General features: G+C 64.8%; 10 protein-coding genes and 1 tRNA gene. All 11 read left to right on the top strand.

The genetic code is table 11. The features are described 5' to 3' along the window. The first annotated feature begins 26 nt into the window (after positions 1-26). The 11 genes from ACFO5K_RS16930 (at position 27) to ACFO5K_RS16880 (ending at position 14957) form a co-directional block, all read left to right on the top strand. On the top strand, positions 27-1088 hold the full coding sequence (locus ACFO5K_RS16930; RefSeq protein WP_378563061.1) for a fused (3R)-hydroxyacyl-ACP dehydratase subunits HadA/HadB: 1062 nt from the start codon (positions 27-29) through the stop codon (positions 1086-1088). A gap of 197 nt (positions 1089-1285) precedes the next feature. Further along, positions 1286-1358 (top strand) — tRNA-Trp (locus tag ACFO5K_RS16925). 31 nt (positions 1359-1389) lie between these two features. Continuing rightward, complete coding sequence (secE, locus tag ACFO5K_RS16920; RefSeq protein ID WP_378563058.1) at positions 1390-1770, top strand: preprotein translocase subunit SecE; 381 nt, start codon at positions 1390-1392, stop codon at positions 1768-1770. A 112-nt stretch (positions 1771-1882) separates the two neighbouring features. Further along, positions 1883-2704: a transcription termination/antitermination protein NusG gene (nusG, locus tag ACFO5K_RS16915; protein ID WP_378563913.1), complete on the top strand. Its 822-nt coding sequence runs from the start codon at positions 1883-1885 to the stop codon at positions 2702-2704. Between the two features lie 236 nt (positions 2705-2940). Then, on the top strand, positions 2941-3375 hold the full coding sequence (gene rplK, locus ACFO5K_RS16910) for a 50S ribosomal protein L11 (RefSeq protein ID WP_378563055.1): 435 nt from the start codon (positions 2941-2943) through the stop codon (positions 3373-3375). 109 nt (positions 3376-3484) lie between these two features. Then, on the top strand, positions 3485-4198 hold the full coding sequence (gene rplA / locus ACFO5K_RS16905) for a 50S ribosomal protein L1 (protein ID WP_378563052.1): 714 nt from the start codon (positions 3485-3487) through the stop codon (positions 4196-4198). A gap of 372 nt (positions 4199-4570) precedes the next feature. Then, positions 4571-5101 carry a 50S ribosomal protein L10 gene (gene rplJ, locus ACFO5K_RS16900; RefSeq protein ID WP_378563050.1) on the top strand — a complete coding sequence of 177 codons (531 nt, stop codon included), beginning with the start codon at positions 4571-4573 and terminating at the stop codon, positions 5099-5101. A 60-nt stretch (positions 5102-5161) separates the two neighbouring features. After that, entirely contained in the window at positions 5162-5545 is a 384-nt protein-coding gene (gene rplL, locus ACFO5K_RS16895) for a 50S ribosomal protein L7/L12 (protein WP_378563048.1), read from the top strand. 233 nt (positions 5546-5778) lie between these two features. Beyond that, a complete protein-coding gene (locus ACFO5K_RS16890; RefSeq protein WP_378563045.1) occupies positions 5779-6858 on the top strand; it encodes an ABC transporter ATP-binding protein in 1080 nt (359 codons plus the stop codon). 533 nt (positions 6859-7391) lie between these two features. Beyond that, positions 7392-10892 carry a DNA-directed RNA polymerase subunit beta gene (gene rpoB, locus ACFO5K_RS16885; RefSeq protein ID WP_378563042.1) on the top strand — a complete coding sequence of 1167 codons (3501 nt, stop codon included), beginning with the start codon at positions 7392-7394 and terminating at the stop codon, positions 10890-10892. Positions 10893-11003: 111 nt separating this feature from the next. Then, entirely contained in the window at positions 11004-14957 is a 3954-nt protein-coding gene (locus ACFO5K_RS16880; RefSeq protein WP_378563039.1) for a DNA-directed RNA polymerase subunit beta', read from the top strand. Positions 14958-14985: the final 28 nt, after the last annotated feature.

Below are 14985 nucleotides of genomic sequence, written 5' to 3'. Positions count from 1 at the left end.
GGGTGAGTAAGGTCCACGGTGTGACAGTGAACACCGGATCCGAGAATGCGACCACCGAACCATTCGATCCCGCCGCCCACGCGGCCTCGATGGTGGGCCATCACTACCGGGTCGAGGACTACTACGAAGTCGGCCGCGAAAAAGTGCGCGAATACGCCCGCGCCGTGCAGGACTATCACCCGGTGCACTGGGACGAGGACATCGCGCGTGACTACGGTCACCCCGGGCTGCTCGCCCCAGTCACATTCGTCTCCCTGGTCGGCATTCTCGCCCAGCGCAGGTTGTTCGAAGAGATCGTGACCGGTTACGACCTGAGTCAGATCATGCAGACCGATCAGATTCTGGAAATCCACCGCCCGGTCCGGGTCGGCGACCAGCTCACCTGCGACGTGTATCTGCACTCGTTCCGCCAGGCCTTCGGCGGCGACATCATCGTCACCAAGAACATCGTCACCGATCAGCACGACGAGCTGGTGCTCACCACCTACACCACGCTGATCGGCCGCAGCGGCGGTGACATCGATCCCAGGATGTCGGACGCGGTGCGCAACGTGCTCATGCACGGCATCGGGGAGGACGAGCCGGCCCACGCCCCGGCGGTCGACGCCCACGCCGCGATCACCCCCGACCCGGTCACCACGCAGCCCGAACCGGTGCGCAGCACCCACGCGCTGTCGTTCGACAGTGTCGCCGTCGGTGACGAACTGCCCGCGCGTACCGTCCGGCTCACCCGCGGCGACCTGGTGAACTACGCCGGTGTCTCCGGTGACGCGAATCCGATCCACTGGAGCGACGAGATCGTCAAGCTCGTCGGCCTGGACAACGTGGTCGCCCACGGCATGCTCACCATGGGCCTCGGCGGCGGCTTCGTCACCTCCTGGGTGGGCGATCCGGGCGCGGTGACCGAGTACAGCGTGCGCTTCACCAGCCCCGTCTACGTGACCGCCGACGCGCCCGCCGAGATCGAGTTCACCGGTAAGGTGAAGTCGGTGGATCCGGATACTCGGACCGCGGTCGTCGCCCTCACGGCGAAGTCGGCGGGCAAGAAGATCTTCGGACGCGCCACGGCAACGGTTCAGCTGGCCTGACCTGGCCGAGAGGTCCTGGATTGGCACATTCCGCACGCGGTAACGTACACTCGGGACTCTGGGGTCACCGGCTGCTGCGCGCTGATCTTCCCGGGAGCTAGCTCCCACGGAAGCGGCGCGCGTGTTGTGTGACAGCAGAGCTCGATAATCGAATATCGACTGTGGTTGGACGTGACAGCTCAGGCTGGTCCAACCGAAGGGGCGTAGCTCAATTGGCAGAGCAGCGGTCTCCAAAACCGCAGGTTGCAGGTTCAAGTCCTGTCGCCCCTGCCCTGAATGCCAGCGACGAGAGAGGATCGACGTGACGGACGAGCGGGATACGCGCGCCGAAGACGGCGACGATACCGCCGCTGCCACTCGGCCGAGCGGCAAGCGGACAGCTCGTCGTGCGCGCACGTCGGATGCTCCGGCGGACAACGGCTCGTTGACGACGATCGACCGGTCGTCGGGTTCGCGCAAGGCAGACAAGACCGCCGGTAAGGCCAACACGGGTAACCCGTTCAAGCGGTTGCTCAAGTTCCTGCGAGAGGTCATCGCGGAACTGCGCAAGGTGATCTGGCCCAACCGGAAGCAGATGGTCACCTATACGACCGTCGTTCTGGTGTTCGTGGTCTTCATGGTCGCGTTCATCGCCGGGATCGACATAGCGTTCGTCAAGGGTGTCGACTGGCTGTTCGGCTGATCGCCGACACCCACGCCGGTAGCCGATCGTGGGCCGAACGGCGGAGTGTGCCTCCGCGCACCCGGACCCGGCCCAGAGGATGTATGTGACGACACAGGAAGCGAGTGCCTCAGTGAGCACCCCGGAGAACGACACCAACAACGAGTTCCCGGTTGACGACACGGTCGTGGCGGAGCCCGCCACCGACGAGGTCGAGGCCAGCACCGAGCTCGCTGACGCCGATGCGGCCGCCGACGAAGCCGTCGCCGAGGACGTCGTGGTCGCGGAAGACCCCACCGAGGAAGATCCCGAAGCCGACCCGGTCGAGTCGATGAAGGCCAAGCTGCGCCGCGTGCCCGGCGACTGGTACGTCGTGCACTCCTACGCCGGCTACGAGAACAAGGTCAAGACCAACCTCGAGACCCGCGTGCAGAACCTCGGCCTCGAGGATTACATCTTCCAGGTCGAGGTGCCCACCGAAGAGGTCACCGAGATCAAGAACGGGCAGAAGAAGAACGTCAACCGCAAGGTGCTGCCCGGCTACATCCTGGTTCGGATGGAGCTGAACAACGAGTCGTGGGGCGCGGTCCGCAACACCCCCGGCGTCACCGGTTTCGTCGGTATGACCGGCGGCGGCCCCGGCGCCAAGCCCACCCCGCTGACCATCAACGAGGTCGTGAAGTTCCTGGTCCCGGCCGGTGCGCAGGCGCAGAAGAAGGCCGCAGCCGCCGCGTCGAGCGGCGCGGACTCCGGTGCCGCGGCATCGGGCAAGTCGGCCATCGAGGTCGACTTCGAGGTCGGCGAGTCGGTCACCGTCATGGACGGCCCCTTCGCGACGCTGCCCGCCAGCATCAGCGAGGTCAACGCCGAGCAGCAGAAGCTCAAGGTGCTCGTGTCGATCTTCGGTCGCGAGACCCCGGTCGAACTGAACTTCACCCAGGTCTCCAAGATCTGAGGATTTCCCGCGCGGAACGGCATCGCTTCGGCGGTGCCGTTCGGCGTTTCCCCGCCGTTTCCCCCGGCTGCGGAGCCGCTGCTGGGATCCGGTAGGGTGTGAGGGTTCGTGCGCTGACCCGTTCCGGCTTTTCGCCGGTGCTGTGTCGCGGGCGAATGCCGGGCTGGACCCGGCGTGGGAGCGATCCCGCAACAGGCTTACGGCAACCGTAAGGAACCGAAACCCAAGGAAGACAGATGCCCCCCAAGAAGAAGAAGCTCGCCGGGATCATCAAGCTGCAGATCCAGGCCGGTGCCGCGAACCCGGCTCCTCCGGTCGGCCCCGCGCTCGGTCAGCACGGCGTCAACATCATGGAGTTCTGCAAGGCGTACAACGCCGCGACCGAGTCGCAGCGTGGCAACGTCATCCCGGTCGAGATCTCGGTGTACGAGGACCGGTCGTTCGACTTCAAGCTGAAGACCCCGCCCGCCGCCAAGCTGCTGCTCAAGGCCGCTGGTGTGCAGAAGGGCTCGGCCGAGCCGCACAAGACCAAGGTCGCCAAGGTGACGATGGACCAGGTGCGCGAGATCGCCAAGACCAAGGCCGAGGATCTCAACGCCATCGATATCGATCAGGCCGCGAAGATCATCGCCGGTACCGCGCGTTCGATGGGTATCACCGTCGAAGGCTGAACGTAGCGAAGCCTTCGGTTCTGTGCGGAAGGCTGATCCTCGTTTCTGTGGGAGGGCCGGCCAGGCCCGTAACACCACATCTGAACTCGAAAATTAAGGACAGACAAACATGGCAAAGCGAAGCAAGGCGTACCTCGCCGCTGCTGAGAAGGTCGATCGCGACAAGCTGTACTCCCCGCTGGCCGCTACGCGCCTGGCGAAGGACACCGCCACCACCAAGACCGACGCGACCGTCGAGGTCGCCGTTCGCCTCGGTGTGGACCCCCGTAAGGCCGACCAGATGGTCCGTGGCACCGTCAACCTGCCGCACGGCACCGGTAAGACCGCCCGCGTCATCGTGTTCGCCGCGGGCGAGAAGGCCGCCGAGGCCGAAGCCGCCGGTGCCGACGCCGTGGGCGCCGAGGACCTGATCGAGCGGATCCAGGGCGGCTGGCTCGATTTCGACGCCGCGATCGCCACCCCGGATCAGATGGCCAAGGTCGGCCGCATCGCGCGTGTCCTCGGCCCGCGTGGTCTGATGCCGAACCCGAAGACGGGCACGGTCACCAACGATGTGACCAAGGCCGTCAACGACATCAAGGGCGGCAAGATCAACTTCCGCGTCGACAAGCAGGCCAACCTGCACTTCGTCATCGGCAAGGCCTCGTTCGACGACGCCAAGCTGGTGGAGAACTACGGCGCCGCGCTCGACGAGATCCTGCGTGTGAAGCCGTCGACCGCCAAGGGCCGCTACGTCAAGAAGATCACGGTTTCGACCAACACCGGACCGGGCATCCCGGTGGACCCGAACCGCACCCGCAACCTCCTCGACGAGGATGCGTGAGCTTCGACTGACAGGTAGCTCCTGGTCGACCGCGAGGGTGGGAACGCACAGCGTTCCCACCCTCGCGGTTTTTGGTGGATGGCAACAGCTGGGGCGTTTTGGCAGATCGGGGTGGGTGCGGGTACAGTGAGCGAAGGCCATCGACGAGTTCGGTGGCTACCCATTCGTTCTACCGAAGACCGTAGGTCGTCGATGCCGCCTGTGTGGTGTCGGTCGAAGGTCCGGCGACATTGCCGGCGGCCCACGCAGGCAGAGCTGAGGCCGAATTTTTCTTTTGCGCCCCGGTACGCCCTGCGTCCGGGGCGTTAGTTTTGTCGCCGGCCCCTGATTCGGTAGTGCACCAACGAACCGACATCAGAGAGGAGGCGAAGTATGGCGAAGCCTGAAAAGGTCACCGCTGTCGCGGAGATCGTGGAGCAGTTCAAGAGCTCGACGGCCACTGTTGTCACGGAATACCGTGGTCTGTCGGTCGGCAAGCTCACCGAGCTGCGTCGCGCGCTCGGCGCCGAGGCCACGTACTCCGTCGCCAAGAACACCCTGGTCAAGCGTGCGGCCGCGGAAGCGGGCGTCGAGGGCCTGGACGACTTGTTCGTCGGACCGACCGCGATCACCTTCATCGAAGGCGAGCCGGTCGACGCCGCGAAGGCGCTCAAGACCTTCGCCAAGGAGAACAAGGCGCTCGTCATCAAGGGCGGCTACATGGACGGCGCTGCGCTGTCGGTGGCCGAGGTCGAGCAGATCGCCGACCTGGAGTCCCGCGAGGTTCTGCTGGCCAAGCTGGCAGGCGCGATGAAGGGCAACATGTCCAAGGCTGCCGGGCTGTTCTCGGCTCCCGCAGGTCAGGTGGCCCGACTGGCCGCCGCACTGCAGGAGAAGAAGCAGGCCGAGGGCGCTGCCGAGTAATACCCCCGCACGGGTTTTACTGCCCGCGCACACAGACATTCATTACCGAAAGGAACCACAATGGCCAAGCTGTCCACCGAAGAGCTGCTCGACGTTTTCTCGGAGATGACCCTCCTGGAGCTGTCCTCCTTCGTGAAGGCGTTCGAAGACAAGTTCGAGGTCACCGCTGCTGCCCCCGTCGCCGTCGCGCAGAACGGCCCCGCCGCTCCGGCCGAGGCCGAGGCCGAGCAGGACGAGTTCGACGTCATCCTCGAGGGTGCGGGCGACAAGAAGATCCAGGTCATCAAGGTGGTCCGTGAGATCGTCTCGGGCCTGGGCCTGAAGGAAGCCAAGGACCTGGTCGAGGGTGCCCCGAAGCCGATCCTGGAGAAGGTCGCCAAGGACGCCGCCGACGCCGCCAAGGCCAAGCTGGAAGAAGCCGGCGCCAAGGTGTCGGTCAAGTAATTCGGCGCTTCGCGTTTGTGCGAACGGGCGGTCCTTTCGAGGGCCGCCCGTTTGTCATATATCCCGACATGGGAAAGTGATACGCGCTGTAACAACCGGGCGGGGTTACTCTTCAGTCATGTAGAGGTGTGCCCCGTCTCACTGATGGGTTACAGTGACCGGACCCACAGTGTCGTGACGCACCGCCGTGAAGTGAGCGTGCGGTCAGCGGGGTGGGGTGCTCGCAGGGATCAATGGAGGTAGGCGTGGGCGTCGAGGTCAGGACCGAGGGTGTAACCAAGTCCTTCGGTTCACAGCGAATTTGGCAGGACGTGTCGATCACGCTCCCTTCGGGTGAGGTGAGCGCGCTGCTCGGCCCCTCGGGTACGGGTAAATCGGTGTTCCTGAAGTCACTGATCGGGCTGTTGCGGCCCGAGCGTGGCTCGATCTTCATCGATGGCACCGACATCATGACCTGTTCGAACAAGGAGCTCTACGAGATCCGCAAACTGTTCGGCGTCCTGTTCCAGGACGGCGCGCTGTTCGGCTCGATGAACCTGTTCGACAACATCGCCTTCCCGCTTCGTGAGCACACGAAGAAGTCGGAATCCGAGATCCGGCGCGTCGTGATGGAGAAGCTCGAGCTGACCGGTCTGCTCGGCGCCGAGAACAAACTGCCCGGTGAGATCTCCGGCGGTATGCGCAAGCGCGCCGGCCTGGCGCGAGCGCTGGTACTCGACCCGCAGATCATCCTCGTCGACGAGCCCGACTCGGGCCTGGACCCGGTACGTACCTCCTACCTGGCCCAGTTGCTGCTCAACATCAACGCCCAGATCGATGCCACGATCCTCATCGTGACCCACAACATCAACCTGGCCCGCACCGTGCCCGACAACATCGGCATGCTGTTCCGTCGCCAGCTGGTGATGTTCGGCCCCCGTGAGGTGCTGCTCACCAGCGAGGAGCCGGTGGTCAAGCAGTTCCTCAACGGTCGCATGATCGGCCCGATCGGTATGTCCGAGGAGAAGGACGAGGCGCAGATGGCGCGCGAGCAGGCGCTCGTCGACGCCGGTCACCACCACGGTGGCGCCGAGGAGATCGAGGGCATCATCCCGCAGATGAAGGCCGAGCCGGGCATGCCCGCTCGCGGGGCGGTGTTCCGCCGGCAGGCGCGGGTGCGCGAGATCATGCACACGCTGCCGCACGCGGCTCAGGCCGCGATCCGCGAGTCGATGGCCGAGACCGACGACACCCAGGTGATGGCCGCCTACGGTGGCAGCGACCAGCCCACCGAAACCTTCAAGACCGTTCCGCACGCCCAGCCCAACAGCTGAGCGACTTTCCACGTAGCAGGAGCCCCGGGTGACCCCCGGGGCTTTTCTGTGTCTGTGCCGCGAAAACACGCACTGAGCGGCGGTTCCGCCGGTTGGCGCACTCGGCGTGTCACGGGTAAAATGGCCGCGTTTTCACCGGGGGATGTCCAGGGCGGCAGGCGATCTCACTTCGCATCCGCCCACCGCCGCGCCACTTGACGAGGCGCGCGCGAACCGTCACCCTATTCACAACAGCGTCAGCTGTTGCAGGGGTCTGCAGCGCCCAGGATGTCCGACGCAGCCAGCGTCTCAGGGCTTCGGCGCGTTAGCCGTGCGATGAGTCGCACGGATGGTATGTTGACACCCCCTTGTCGAGGGGTGTAAGTTTGGACGTTGCGCTGGCTGCCTCCTGTCCACACCTTGATTCGCACACGTGAGTTCCACCCTTCCGGTGTTACTTCCGCTGCTGCCTGTTCAGGTTTCGTTCGGGTTGTAACCAGCGGAACTCGTAGCAGACAAGCGACGGTCGCGGACCACCACGCGACGCGCGTGAGGTGCTGGAAGGACGCATCTTGGCAGTCTCCACCCAGACCAAGGCTGGTATCCCCGGAGCCCCGTTGAGGGTTTCGTTCGCGAAGATCCGAGAGCCCTTGGAGGTGCCCGGACTTCTCGACCTACAAACGGACTCGTTCGCCTGGTTGGTCGGTACACCCGACTGGCGTGAGAAGGCGGCCGCACGCGGCGACGTCGGTCTCGCAGGCGGCCTCGAAGAGGTGCTCGAAGAGCTCTCGCCGATCGAGGACTTCTCCGGTTCGATGTCCCTGTCGTTCTCCGACCCACGCTTCGAAGAGGTCAAGGCCTCCATCGATGAGTGCAAAGAGAAGGACATGACCTACGCGGCGCCTCTGTTCGTCACCGCGGAGTTCATCAACAACAACACCGGCGAGATCAAGAGCCAGACGGTCTTCATGGGTGATTTCCCCATGATGACCGACAAGGGCACCTTCATCATCAACGGCACCGAGCGTGTCGTCGTCTCCCAGCTCGTGCGTTCCCCCGGCGTCTACTTCGATCACAGCATCGACAAGGCGACCGAGAAGGACCTGCACAGCGTGCGCGTGATCCCCTCGCGCGGCGCATGGCTGGAATTCGACGTCGACAAGCGTGACACCGTCGGTGTCCGCATCGACCGCAAGCGTCGTCAGCCGGTCACCGTGCTGCTCAAGGCGCTGGGCATGAGCACCGAGGAGATCGTCGAGCGTTTCGGCTTCTCCGAGATCATGATGTCCACCCTCGAGAAGGACAGCACCCCCGGTCAGGACGAGGCGCTGCTCGACATCTACCGGAAGCTGCGTCCGGGCGAGCCGCCGACCAAGGAGTCCGCGCAGACTCTGCTGGAGAACCTGTTCTTCAAGGAGAAGCGCTACGACCTGGCCCGCGTCGGCCGCTACAAGATCAACAAGAAGCTCGGCATCCATGTGCACGAGCCGGTGACTTCCTCGGTGCTCACCAAGGAAGACATCGTCGACACCATCGAGTACCTGGTGCATCTGCACGCCGGTGACCGCACGATGACCGCCCCCGGCGGTGAAGAGGTCCCCGTCGAGATCGACGACATCGACCACTTCGGTAACCGTCGTCTGCGCACCGTCGGCGAGCTGATCCAGAACCAGATCCGCGTGGGCCTGTCCCGCATGGAGCGCGTGGTCCGTGAGCGGATGACGACTCAGGACGTCGAGGCGATCACGCCGCAGACCCTGATCAACATCCGTCCCGTGGTCGCCGCGATCAAGGAGTTCTTCGGAACTTCGCAGCTGTCGCAGTTCATGGACCAGAACAACCCGCTGTCGGGTCTGACCCACAAGCGCCGCCTGTCGGCGCTGGGCCCCGGTGGTCTGTCCCGTGAGCGTGCCGGCCTGGAAGTTCGTGACGTCCACCCGTCGCACTACGGCCGCATGTGCCCGATCGAGACCCCGGAAGGCCCGAACATCGGCCTGATCGGTTCGCTGTCGGTGTACGCGCGGGTCAACCCGTTCGGCTTCATCGAGACGCCGTACCAGCGGGTCGTCGACGGTAAGGTCACCGACGAGGTCAAGTACCTGACCGCTGACGAGGAAGACCGCTACGTTCGCGCGCAGGCCAATTCCCCGCTCGACGCCGAGGGTCGCTTCCTCGAGGAGAAGGTCCTCGTCCGCCGTGCGGGCGAAGAGGTCGAGTTCGTGTCGCCGGCGCAGGTCGACTTCATGGACATCTCGCCGCGCCAGATGGTGTCGGTCGCGACGGCCATGATCCCGTTCCTCGAGCACGACGACGCCAACCGTGCCCTGATGGGCGCGAACATGCAGCGTCAGGCCGTGCCGCTGATCCGTTCGGAGTCCCCGATCGTGGGCACCGGAATGGAACTGCGGGCCGCCGTGGACGCCGGCGACGTCGTGATCAACGAGAAGCCCGGTGTGGTCGAAGAGGTCTCGGCCGATTACGTCACCGTGATGGCCGACGACGGCAGCCGCAAGTCCTACCGGATGCGCAAGTTCAACCGCTCCAACCAGGGCACCTGCTCCAACCAGCGTCCGATCGTGGACGAGGGTCAGCGGGTGGAGACCGGCCAGGTCCTGGCCGACGGACCCTGCACCGAGAACGGTGAGATGGCGCTGGGCAAGAACCTGCTCGTCGCGATCATGCCGTGGGAAGGCCACAACTACGAGGACGCGATCATCCTGTCGCAGCGCCTCGTGGAAGAGGACGTTCTCACCTCGATCCACATCGAAGAGCACGAGATCGACGCCCGCGACACCAAGCTGGGCGCCGAGGAGATCACCCGGGACATCCCGAACGTCTCCGACGAGGTGCTCGCCGACCTGGACGAGCGCGGCATCATCCGCATCGGTGCCGAGGTCCGCGACGGCGACATCCTGGTCGGCAAGGTCACGCCCAAGGGTGAGACCGAGCTGACCCCGGAAGAGCGTCTGCTGCGCGCCATCTTCGGTGAGAAGGCTCGCGAAGTTCGCGACACCTCGCTCAAGGTGCCCCACGGTGAGTCCGGCAAGGTCATCGGCATCCGCGTGTTCTCGCGCGAAGACGACGACGATCTGCCTCCCGGTGTCAACGAGCTGGTCCGCGTCTACGTGGCCCAGAAGCGCAAGATCCAGGACGGCGACAAGCTCGCCGGTCGCCACGGCAACAAGGGCGTCATCGGCAAGATCCTCCCCATCGAGGACATGCCGTTCATGCCCGACGGCACCCCGGTCGACATCATCCTGAACACCCACGGTGTGCCGCGTCGTATGAACATCGGCCAGATCCTGGAAACCCATCTCGGGTGGATCGGTAAGGCCGGCTGGAACATCGACGTGGCCACGGACGGCACTCGTCCCGATTGGGCGGCCACGCTGCCCGAGCAGATGCTGTCCGCGCCCGCCGACTCGAACATCGCCACGCCCGTCTTCGACGGTGCCAAGGATGACGAGCTGACCGGTCTGCTGGGTTCGACCCTGCCCAACCGTGACGGTGAGCGGATGGTCAACGCCGACGGCAAGTCGACACTGTTCGACGGTCGTTCCGGTGAGCCGTTCCCGTACCCGGTTGCGGTCGGTTACATGTACATCCTGAAGCTGCACCACCTGGTCGACGACAAGATCCACGCCCGTTCGACCGGTCCGTACTCGATGATCACCCAGCAGCCGCTGGGTGGTAAGGCGCAGTTCGGTGGTCAGCGTTTCGGTGAGATGGAGTGCTGGGCCATGCAGGCCTACGGTGCGGCGTACACGCTGCAGGAACTCCTGACCATCAAGTCCGACGACGTGGTCGGCCGCGTGAAGGTCTACGAGGCCATCGTCAAGGGCGAGAACATTCCGGAGCCGGGCATTCCGGAGTCGTTCAAGGTGCTCCTCAAGGAACTCCAGTCGCTGTGCCTCAATGTGGAGGTGCTGTCCTCGGACGGCGCCGCCATCGAGATGCGTGACGGTGACGACGAGGATCTGGAGCGCGCCGCGGCGAACCTGGGCATCAACCTGTCCAGGAACGAAGCGGCCACCGTCGACGATTTGGCGAACTAGGTGGTAAGCGCGGTGCGGCTGTCCCCGGAAAGGGCAGCCGCACCGCGCACCGCGCTCGACAACTAGTGAACTTTTGCTCGAATTCGACCCGAACAGGGGAAAGGAAGTTACGTGCTAGACGTCAACTTCTTCGATGAACTCCGGATCGGCCTGGCCTCCGCCGAAGATATTCGGCAGTGGTCCTTCGGCGAGGTCAAGAAGCCGGAGACCATCAACTACCGCACGCTCAAGCCGGAGAAGGACGGGCTCTTCTGCGAGAAGATCTTCGGTCCCACCCGGGACTGGGAGTGCTACTGCGGCAAGTACAAGCGTGTCCGCTTCAAGGGCATCATCTGTGAGCGCTGTGGCGTCGAGGTGACTCGCGCCAAGGTGCGTCGTGAGCGGATGGGCCACATCGAACTGGCCGCACCCGTCACCCACATCTGGTACTTCAAGGGCGTTCCCTCGCGCTTGGGCTACCTGCTGGATCTGGCGCCGAAGGATCTCGAGAAGATCATCTACTTCGCCGCCTACGTCATCGTCGGTGTCGACGAGGAGCTGCGCCACAACGAGCTCAGCACTCTCGAGGCCGAGATGGAGGTCGAGAAGAAGGCCGTCGCCGATCAGCGCGACGCCGACCTCGAGGCCCGCGCGCAGAAGCTCGAAGCCGACCTGGCCGAGCTGGAAGCCGAGGGCGCCAAGTCCGACGTGCGTCGCAAGGTCAAGGACGGCGGCGAGCGCGAAATGCGTCAGCTGCGTGACCGCGCCCAGCGTGAGCTGGACCGTCTCGACGAGATCTGGACGACCTTCACCAAGCTGTCGGTCAAACAGCTCATCGTCGACGAGGTGCTCTACCGCGAGCTCGTCGACCGTTACGGCGAGTACTTCACCGGCGCCATGGGTGCGGAGTCCATCCAGAAGCTGATGGAGAACTTCGACATCGAGGCCGAGGCCGAGAACCTGCGCGAGACCATTCGCTCGGGCAAGGGCCAGAAGAAGCTGCGCGCGCTCAAGCGACTCAAGGTCGTGGCGGCGTTCCAGACCAACGGCAACTCGCCCATGGGCATGGTGCTCGACGCTGTTCCGGTGATCCCGCCGGAGCTGCGCCCGATGGTTCAGCTCGACGGTGGCCGTTTCGCCACCTCCGACCTGAACGACCTGTACCGCCGCGTGATCAACCGCAACAACCGCCTCAAGCGTTTGATTGACCTCGGAGCTCCTGAGATCATTGTCAACAATGAGAAGCGGATGCTGCAGGAGTCCGTCGACGCGCTGTTCGACAACGGCCGCCGTGGCCGTCCGGTCACCGGACCGGGTAACCGCCCGCTGAAGTCGCTGAGCGATCTGCTCAAGGGCAAGCAGGGTCGTTTCCGTCAGAACCTGCTCGGTAAGCGCGTGGACTACTCGGGCCGTTCGGTCATCGTCGTCGGTCCCCAGCTGAAGCTGCACCAGTGTGGTCTGCCCAAGCTGATGGCGCTCGAGCTGTTCAAGCCGTTCGTGATGAAGCGTCTGGTCGATCTGAACCACGCGCAGAACATCAAGTCCGCCAAGCGGATGGTCGAGCGTCAGCGTGCCCAGGTGTGGGATGTCCTCGAAGAGGTCATCGCCGAGCACCCGGTGATGCTCAACCGTGCGCCCACCCTGCACCGTCTGGGTATCCAGGCGTTCGAGCCGCAGCTGGTGGAAGGCAAGGCCATCCAGCTGCACCCGCTGGTGTGTGAGGCGTTCAACGCCGACTTCGACGGTGACCAGATGGCCGTGCACCTGCCGCTGTCGGCGGAGGCGCAGGCCGAGGCACGCATCCTGATGCTGTCGTCGAACAACATCCTGTCCCCGGCCTCGGGTCGCCCGCTGGCGATGCCGCGACTGGACATGGTGACCGGCCTGTTCTACCTGACCCGTCTCGACGAGAACGGCGCGGGCACCCGCCACGACGCGGGCACCGACGAGGCCGAGTTCGGTGTGTACTCCTCGCCCGCCGAGGCACAGATGGCGGTGGACCGCGGTGACCTCACCGTGCGTTCGATGATCAAGGTGCGTCTCACCGAGCAGCGCCCGCCGAAGGACATCGAGGCGGAGCTGTTCCCCGAGGGCTGGAAGCGCGGCGACGCGTGGCTGGCCGAGACCACCCTGGGTCGCGTGATCTTCAACGATCTGCTTCCGGCGGACTACGCCTTCATCAACGAGGCGATGCCGAAGAAGCGTCAGGCCACGATCATCAACGATCTGGCCGAGCGTTACCCGATGATCGTCGTCGCCCAGACCGTCGACAAGCTCAAGGACGCCGGCTTCTACTGGGCCACGCGTTCGGGTGTCACCGTCTCCATGTCGGACGTGCTCGTTCCGCCGGAGAAGCCCGAGATCATGGAACGCTACGAGACGATGGCGGACCAGATCGAGAAGAAGTACCAGCGTGGTGCGCTCGATCACCAGGAGCGCAACAACGCCCTGGTCAAGATCTGGCAGGAAGCGACCGAAGAGGTCGGTGCCGCGCTGCGGACCCACTACCCGCCGGACAACCCGATCATCACGATCGTCGACTCCGGCGCCACGGGTAACTTCACCCAGACCCGTACCCTCGCGGGTATGAAGGGCCTGGTGACGAACCCGAAGGGTGAGTTCATCCCGCGCCCGATCAAGTCCTCGTTCCGTGAGGGCCTGACCGTGCTCGAGTACTTCATCAACACCCACGGTGCTCGTAAGGGTCTGGCCGACACCGCGCTGCGCACCGCCGACTCGGGTTACCTGACCCGTCGTCTGGTGGACGTGTCGCAGGACGTCATCGTCCGCGAGGAAGACTGTGGCACCGAGCGCGGCATCGTGGTGCCGATCGCGGAGAAGCTGGCCGACGGCACGATCATTCGTGACGCGCACGTCGAGACCTCGACCTTCGCCCGGACCCTGGCGTCCGACGCGGTCGACGCGAACGGCAACGTCATCATCGCCAAGGGCGCCGATCTCGGCGACCCGGCGCTGGAGACGCTGCTCGAAGCCGGTATCACCGAGGTGAAGGTCCGCTCCGTGCTGACCTGCACCACCGGCACCGGCGTCTGCGCCACCTGCTACGGCCGTTCGATGGCCACCGGCAAGCTGGTCGACATCGGTGAGGCTGTCGGCATCGTCGCCGCCCAGTCCATCGGTGAGCCCGGTACCCAGCTGACCATGCGTACCTTCCACCAGGGTGGCGTCGCGGGCGACGACATCACCGGTGGTCTGCCGCGTGTTCAGGAGCTCTTCGAGGCCCGTGTCCCCAAGGGCAAGGCGCCGATCGCGGAGGTCTCGGGCCGGGTGCGGCTCGAGGACGACGACCGCTTCTACAAGATCACGATCATCCCTGATGACGGGTCCGAGGAAGTCGTCTACGACAAGCTCTCGAAGCGTCAGCGTCTGCGGGTGTTCAAGCACGACGACGGCTCCGAGCGTCTGTTGGCCGACGGTGACCACGTGGAGGTGGGTCAGCAGCTGCTCGAGGGCGCTGCCGATCCGCACGAGGTGCTGCGCGTGATGGGTCCCCGTCAGGTGCAGGTCCACCTGGTCCACGAGGTCCAGGAGGTCTACCGCTCGCAGGGTGTGTCGATCCACGACAAGCACATCGAGGTCATCGTGCGCCAGATGCTGCGTCGCGTGACGATCATCGATTCCGGTGCCACGGAGTTCCTGCCCGGTTCGCTCACCGAGCGCTCCGAGTTCGAGGCATCCAACCGTCGTGTGGTGTCGGAAGGCAACGAGCCGGCCTCGGGCCGTCCGGTGCTGATGGGTATCACCAAGGCGTCGCTGGCCACCGATTCGTGGCTGTCGGCGGCTTCCTTCCAGGAGACCACCCGAGTGCTGACGGACGCGGCGATCAACTGCCGCTCCGACAAGCTGATCGGCCTGAAGGAGAACGTGATCATCGGTAAGCTCATCCCGGCCGGTACCGGTATCAACCGTTACCGCAACATCCAGGTGCAGCCGACCGAAGAAGCCCGTGCCGCCGCGTACGCGGTGCCGTCCTACGACGACACCTACTACTCGCCGGACAGCTTCGGCTCCTCCACCGGTGCCGCGGTACCGCTGGACGACTACGGCTTCAGCGACTACCGCTAGTCCGTGAAAACGAACGCCCCGCTCCTGC

Source organism: Nocardia halotolerans, from assembly GCF_042650145.1.
GTDB lineage: Bacteria > Actinomycetota > Actinomycetes > Mycobacteriales > Mycobacteriaceae > Nocardia > Nocardia halotolerans.
The sequence above is the reverse complement of the archived record's forward strand: the minus strand, read 5'-3'. Positions and strand labels throughout refer to the sequence as shown.

Excerpts from the sequence above, each read along its gene's own strand:
- rplK (WP_378563055.1), top strand. The coding sequence starts at position 2,941 with ATGCCCCCCAAGAAGAAGAAGCTCGCCGGGATCATCAAGCTGCAGATC.
- rplA (WP_378563052.1), top strand. The coding sequence starts at position 3,485 with ATGGCAAAGCGAAGCAAGGCGTACCTCGCCGCTGCTGAGAAGGTCGAT.
- rplJ (WP_378563050.1), top strand. The coding sequence starts at position 4,571 with ATGGCGAAGCCTGAAAAGGTCACCGCTGTCGCGGAGATCGTGGAGCAG.
- rplL (WP_378563048.1), top strand. The coding sequence starts at position 5,162 with ATGGCCAAGCTGTCCACCGAAGAGCTGCTCGACGTTTTCTCGGAGATG.
- ACFO5K_RS16890 (WP_378563045.1), top strand. The coding sequence starts at position 5,779 with ATGGAGGTAGGCGTGGGCGTCGAGGTCAGGACCGAGGGTGTAACCAAG.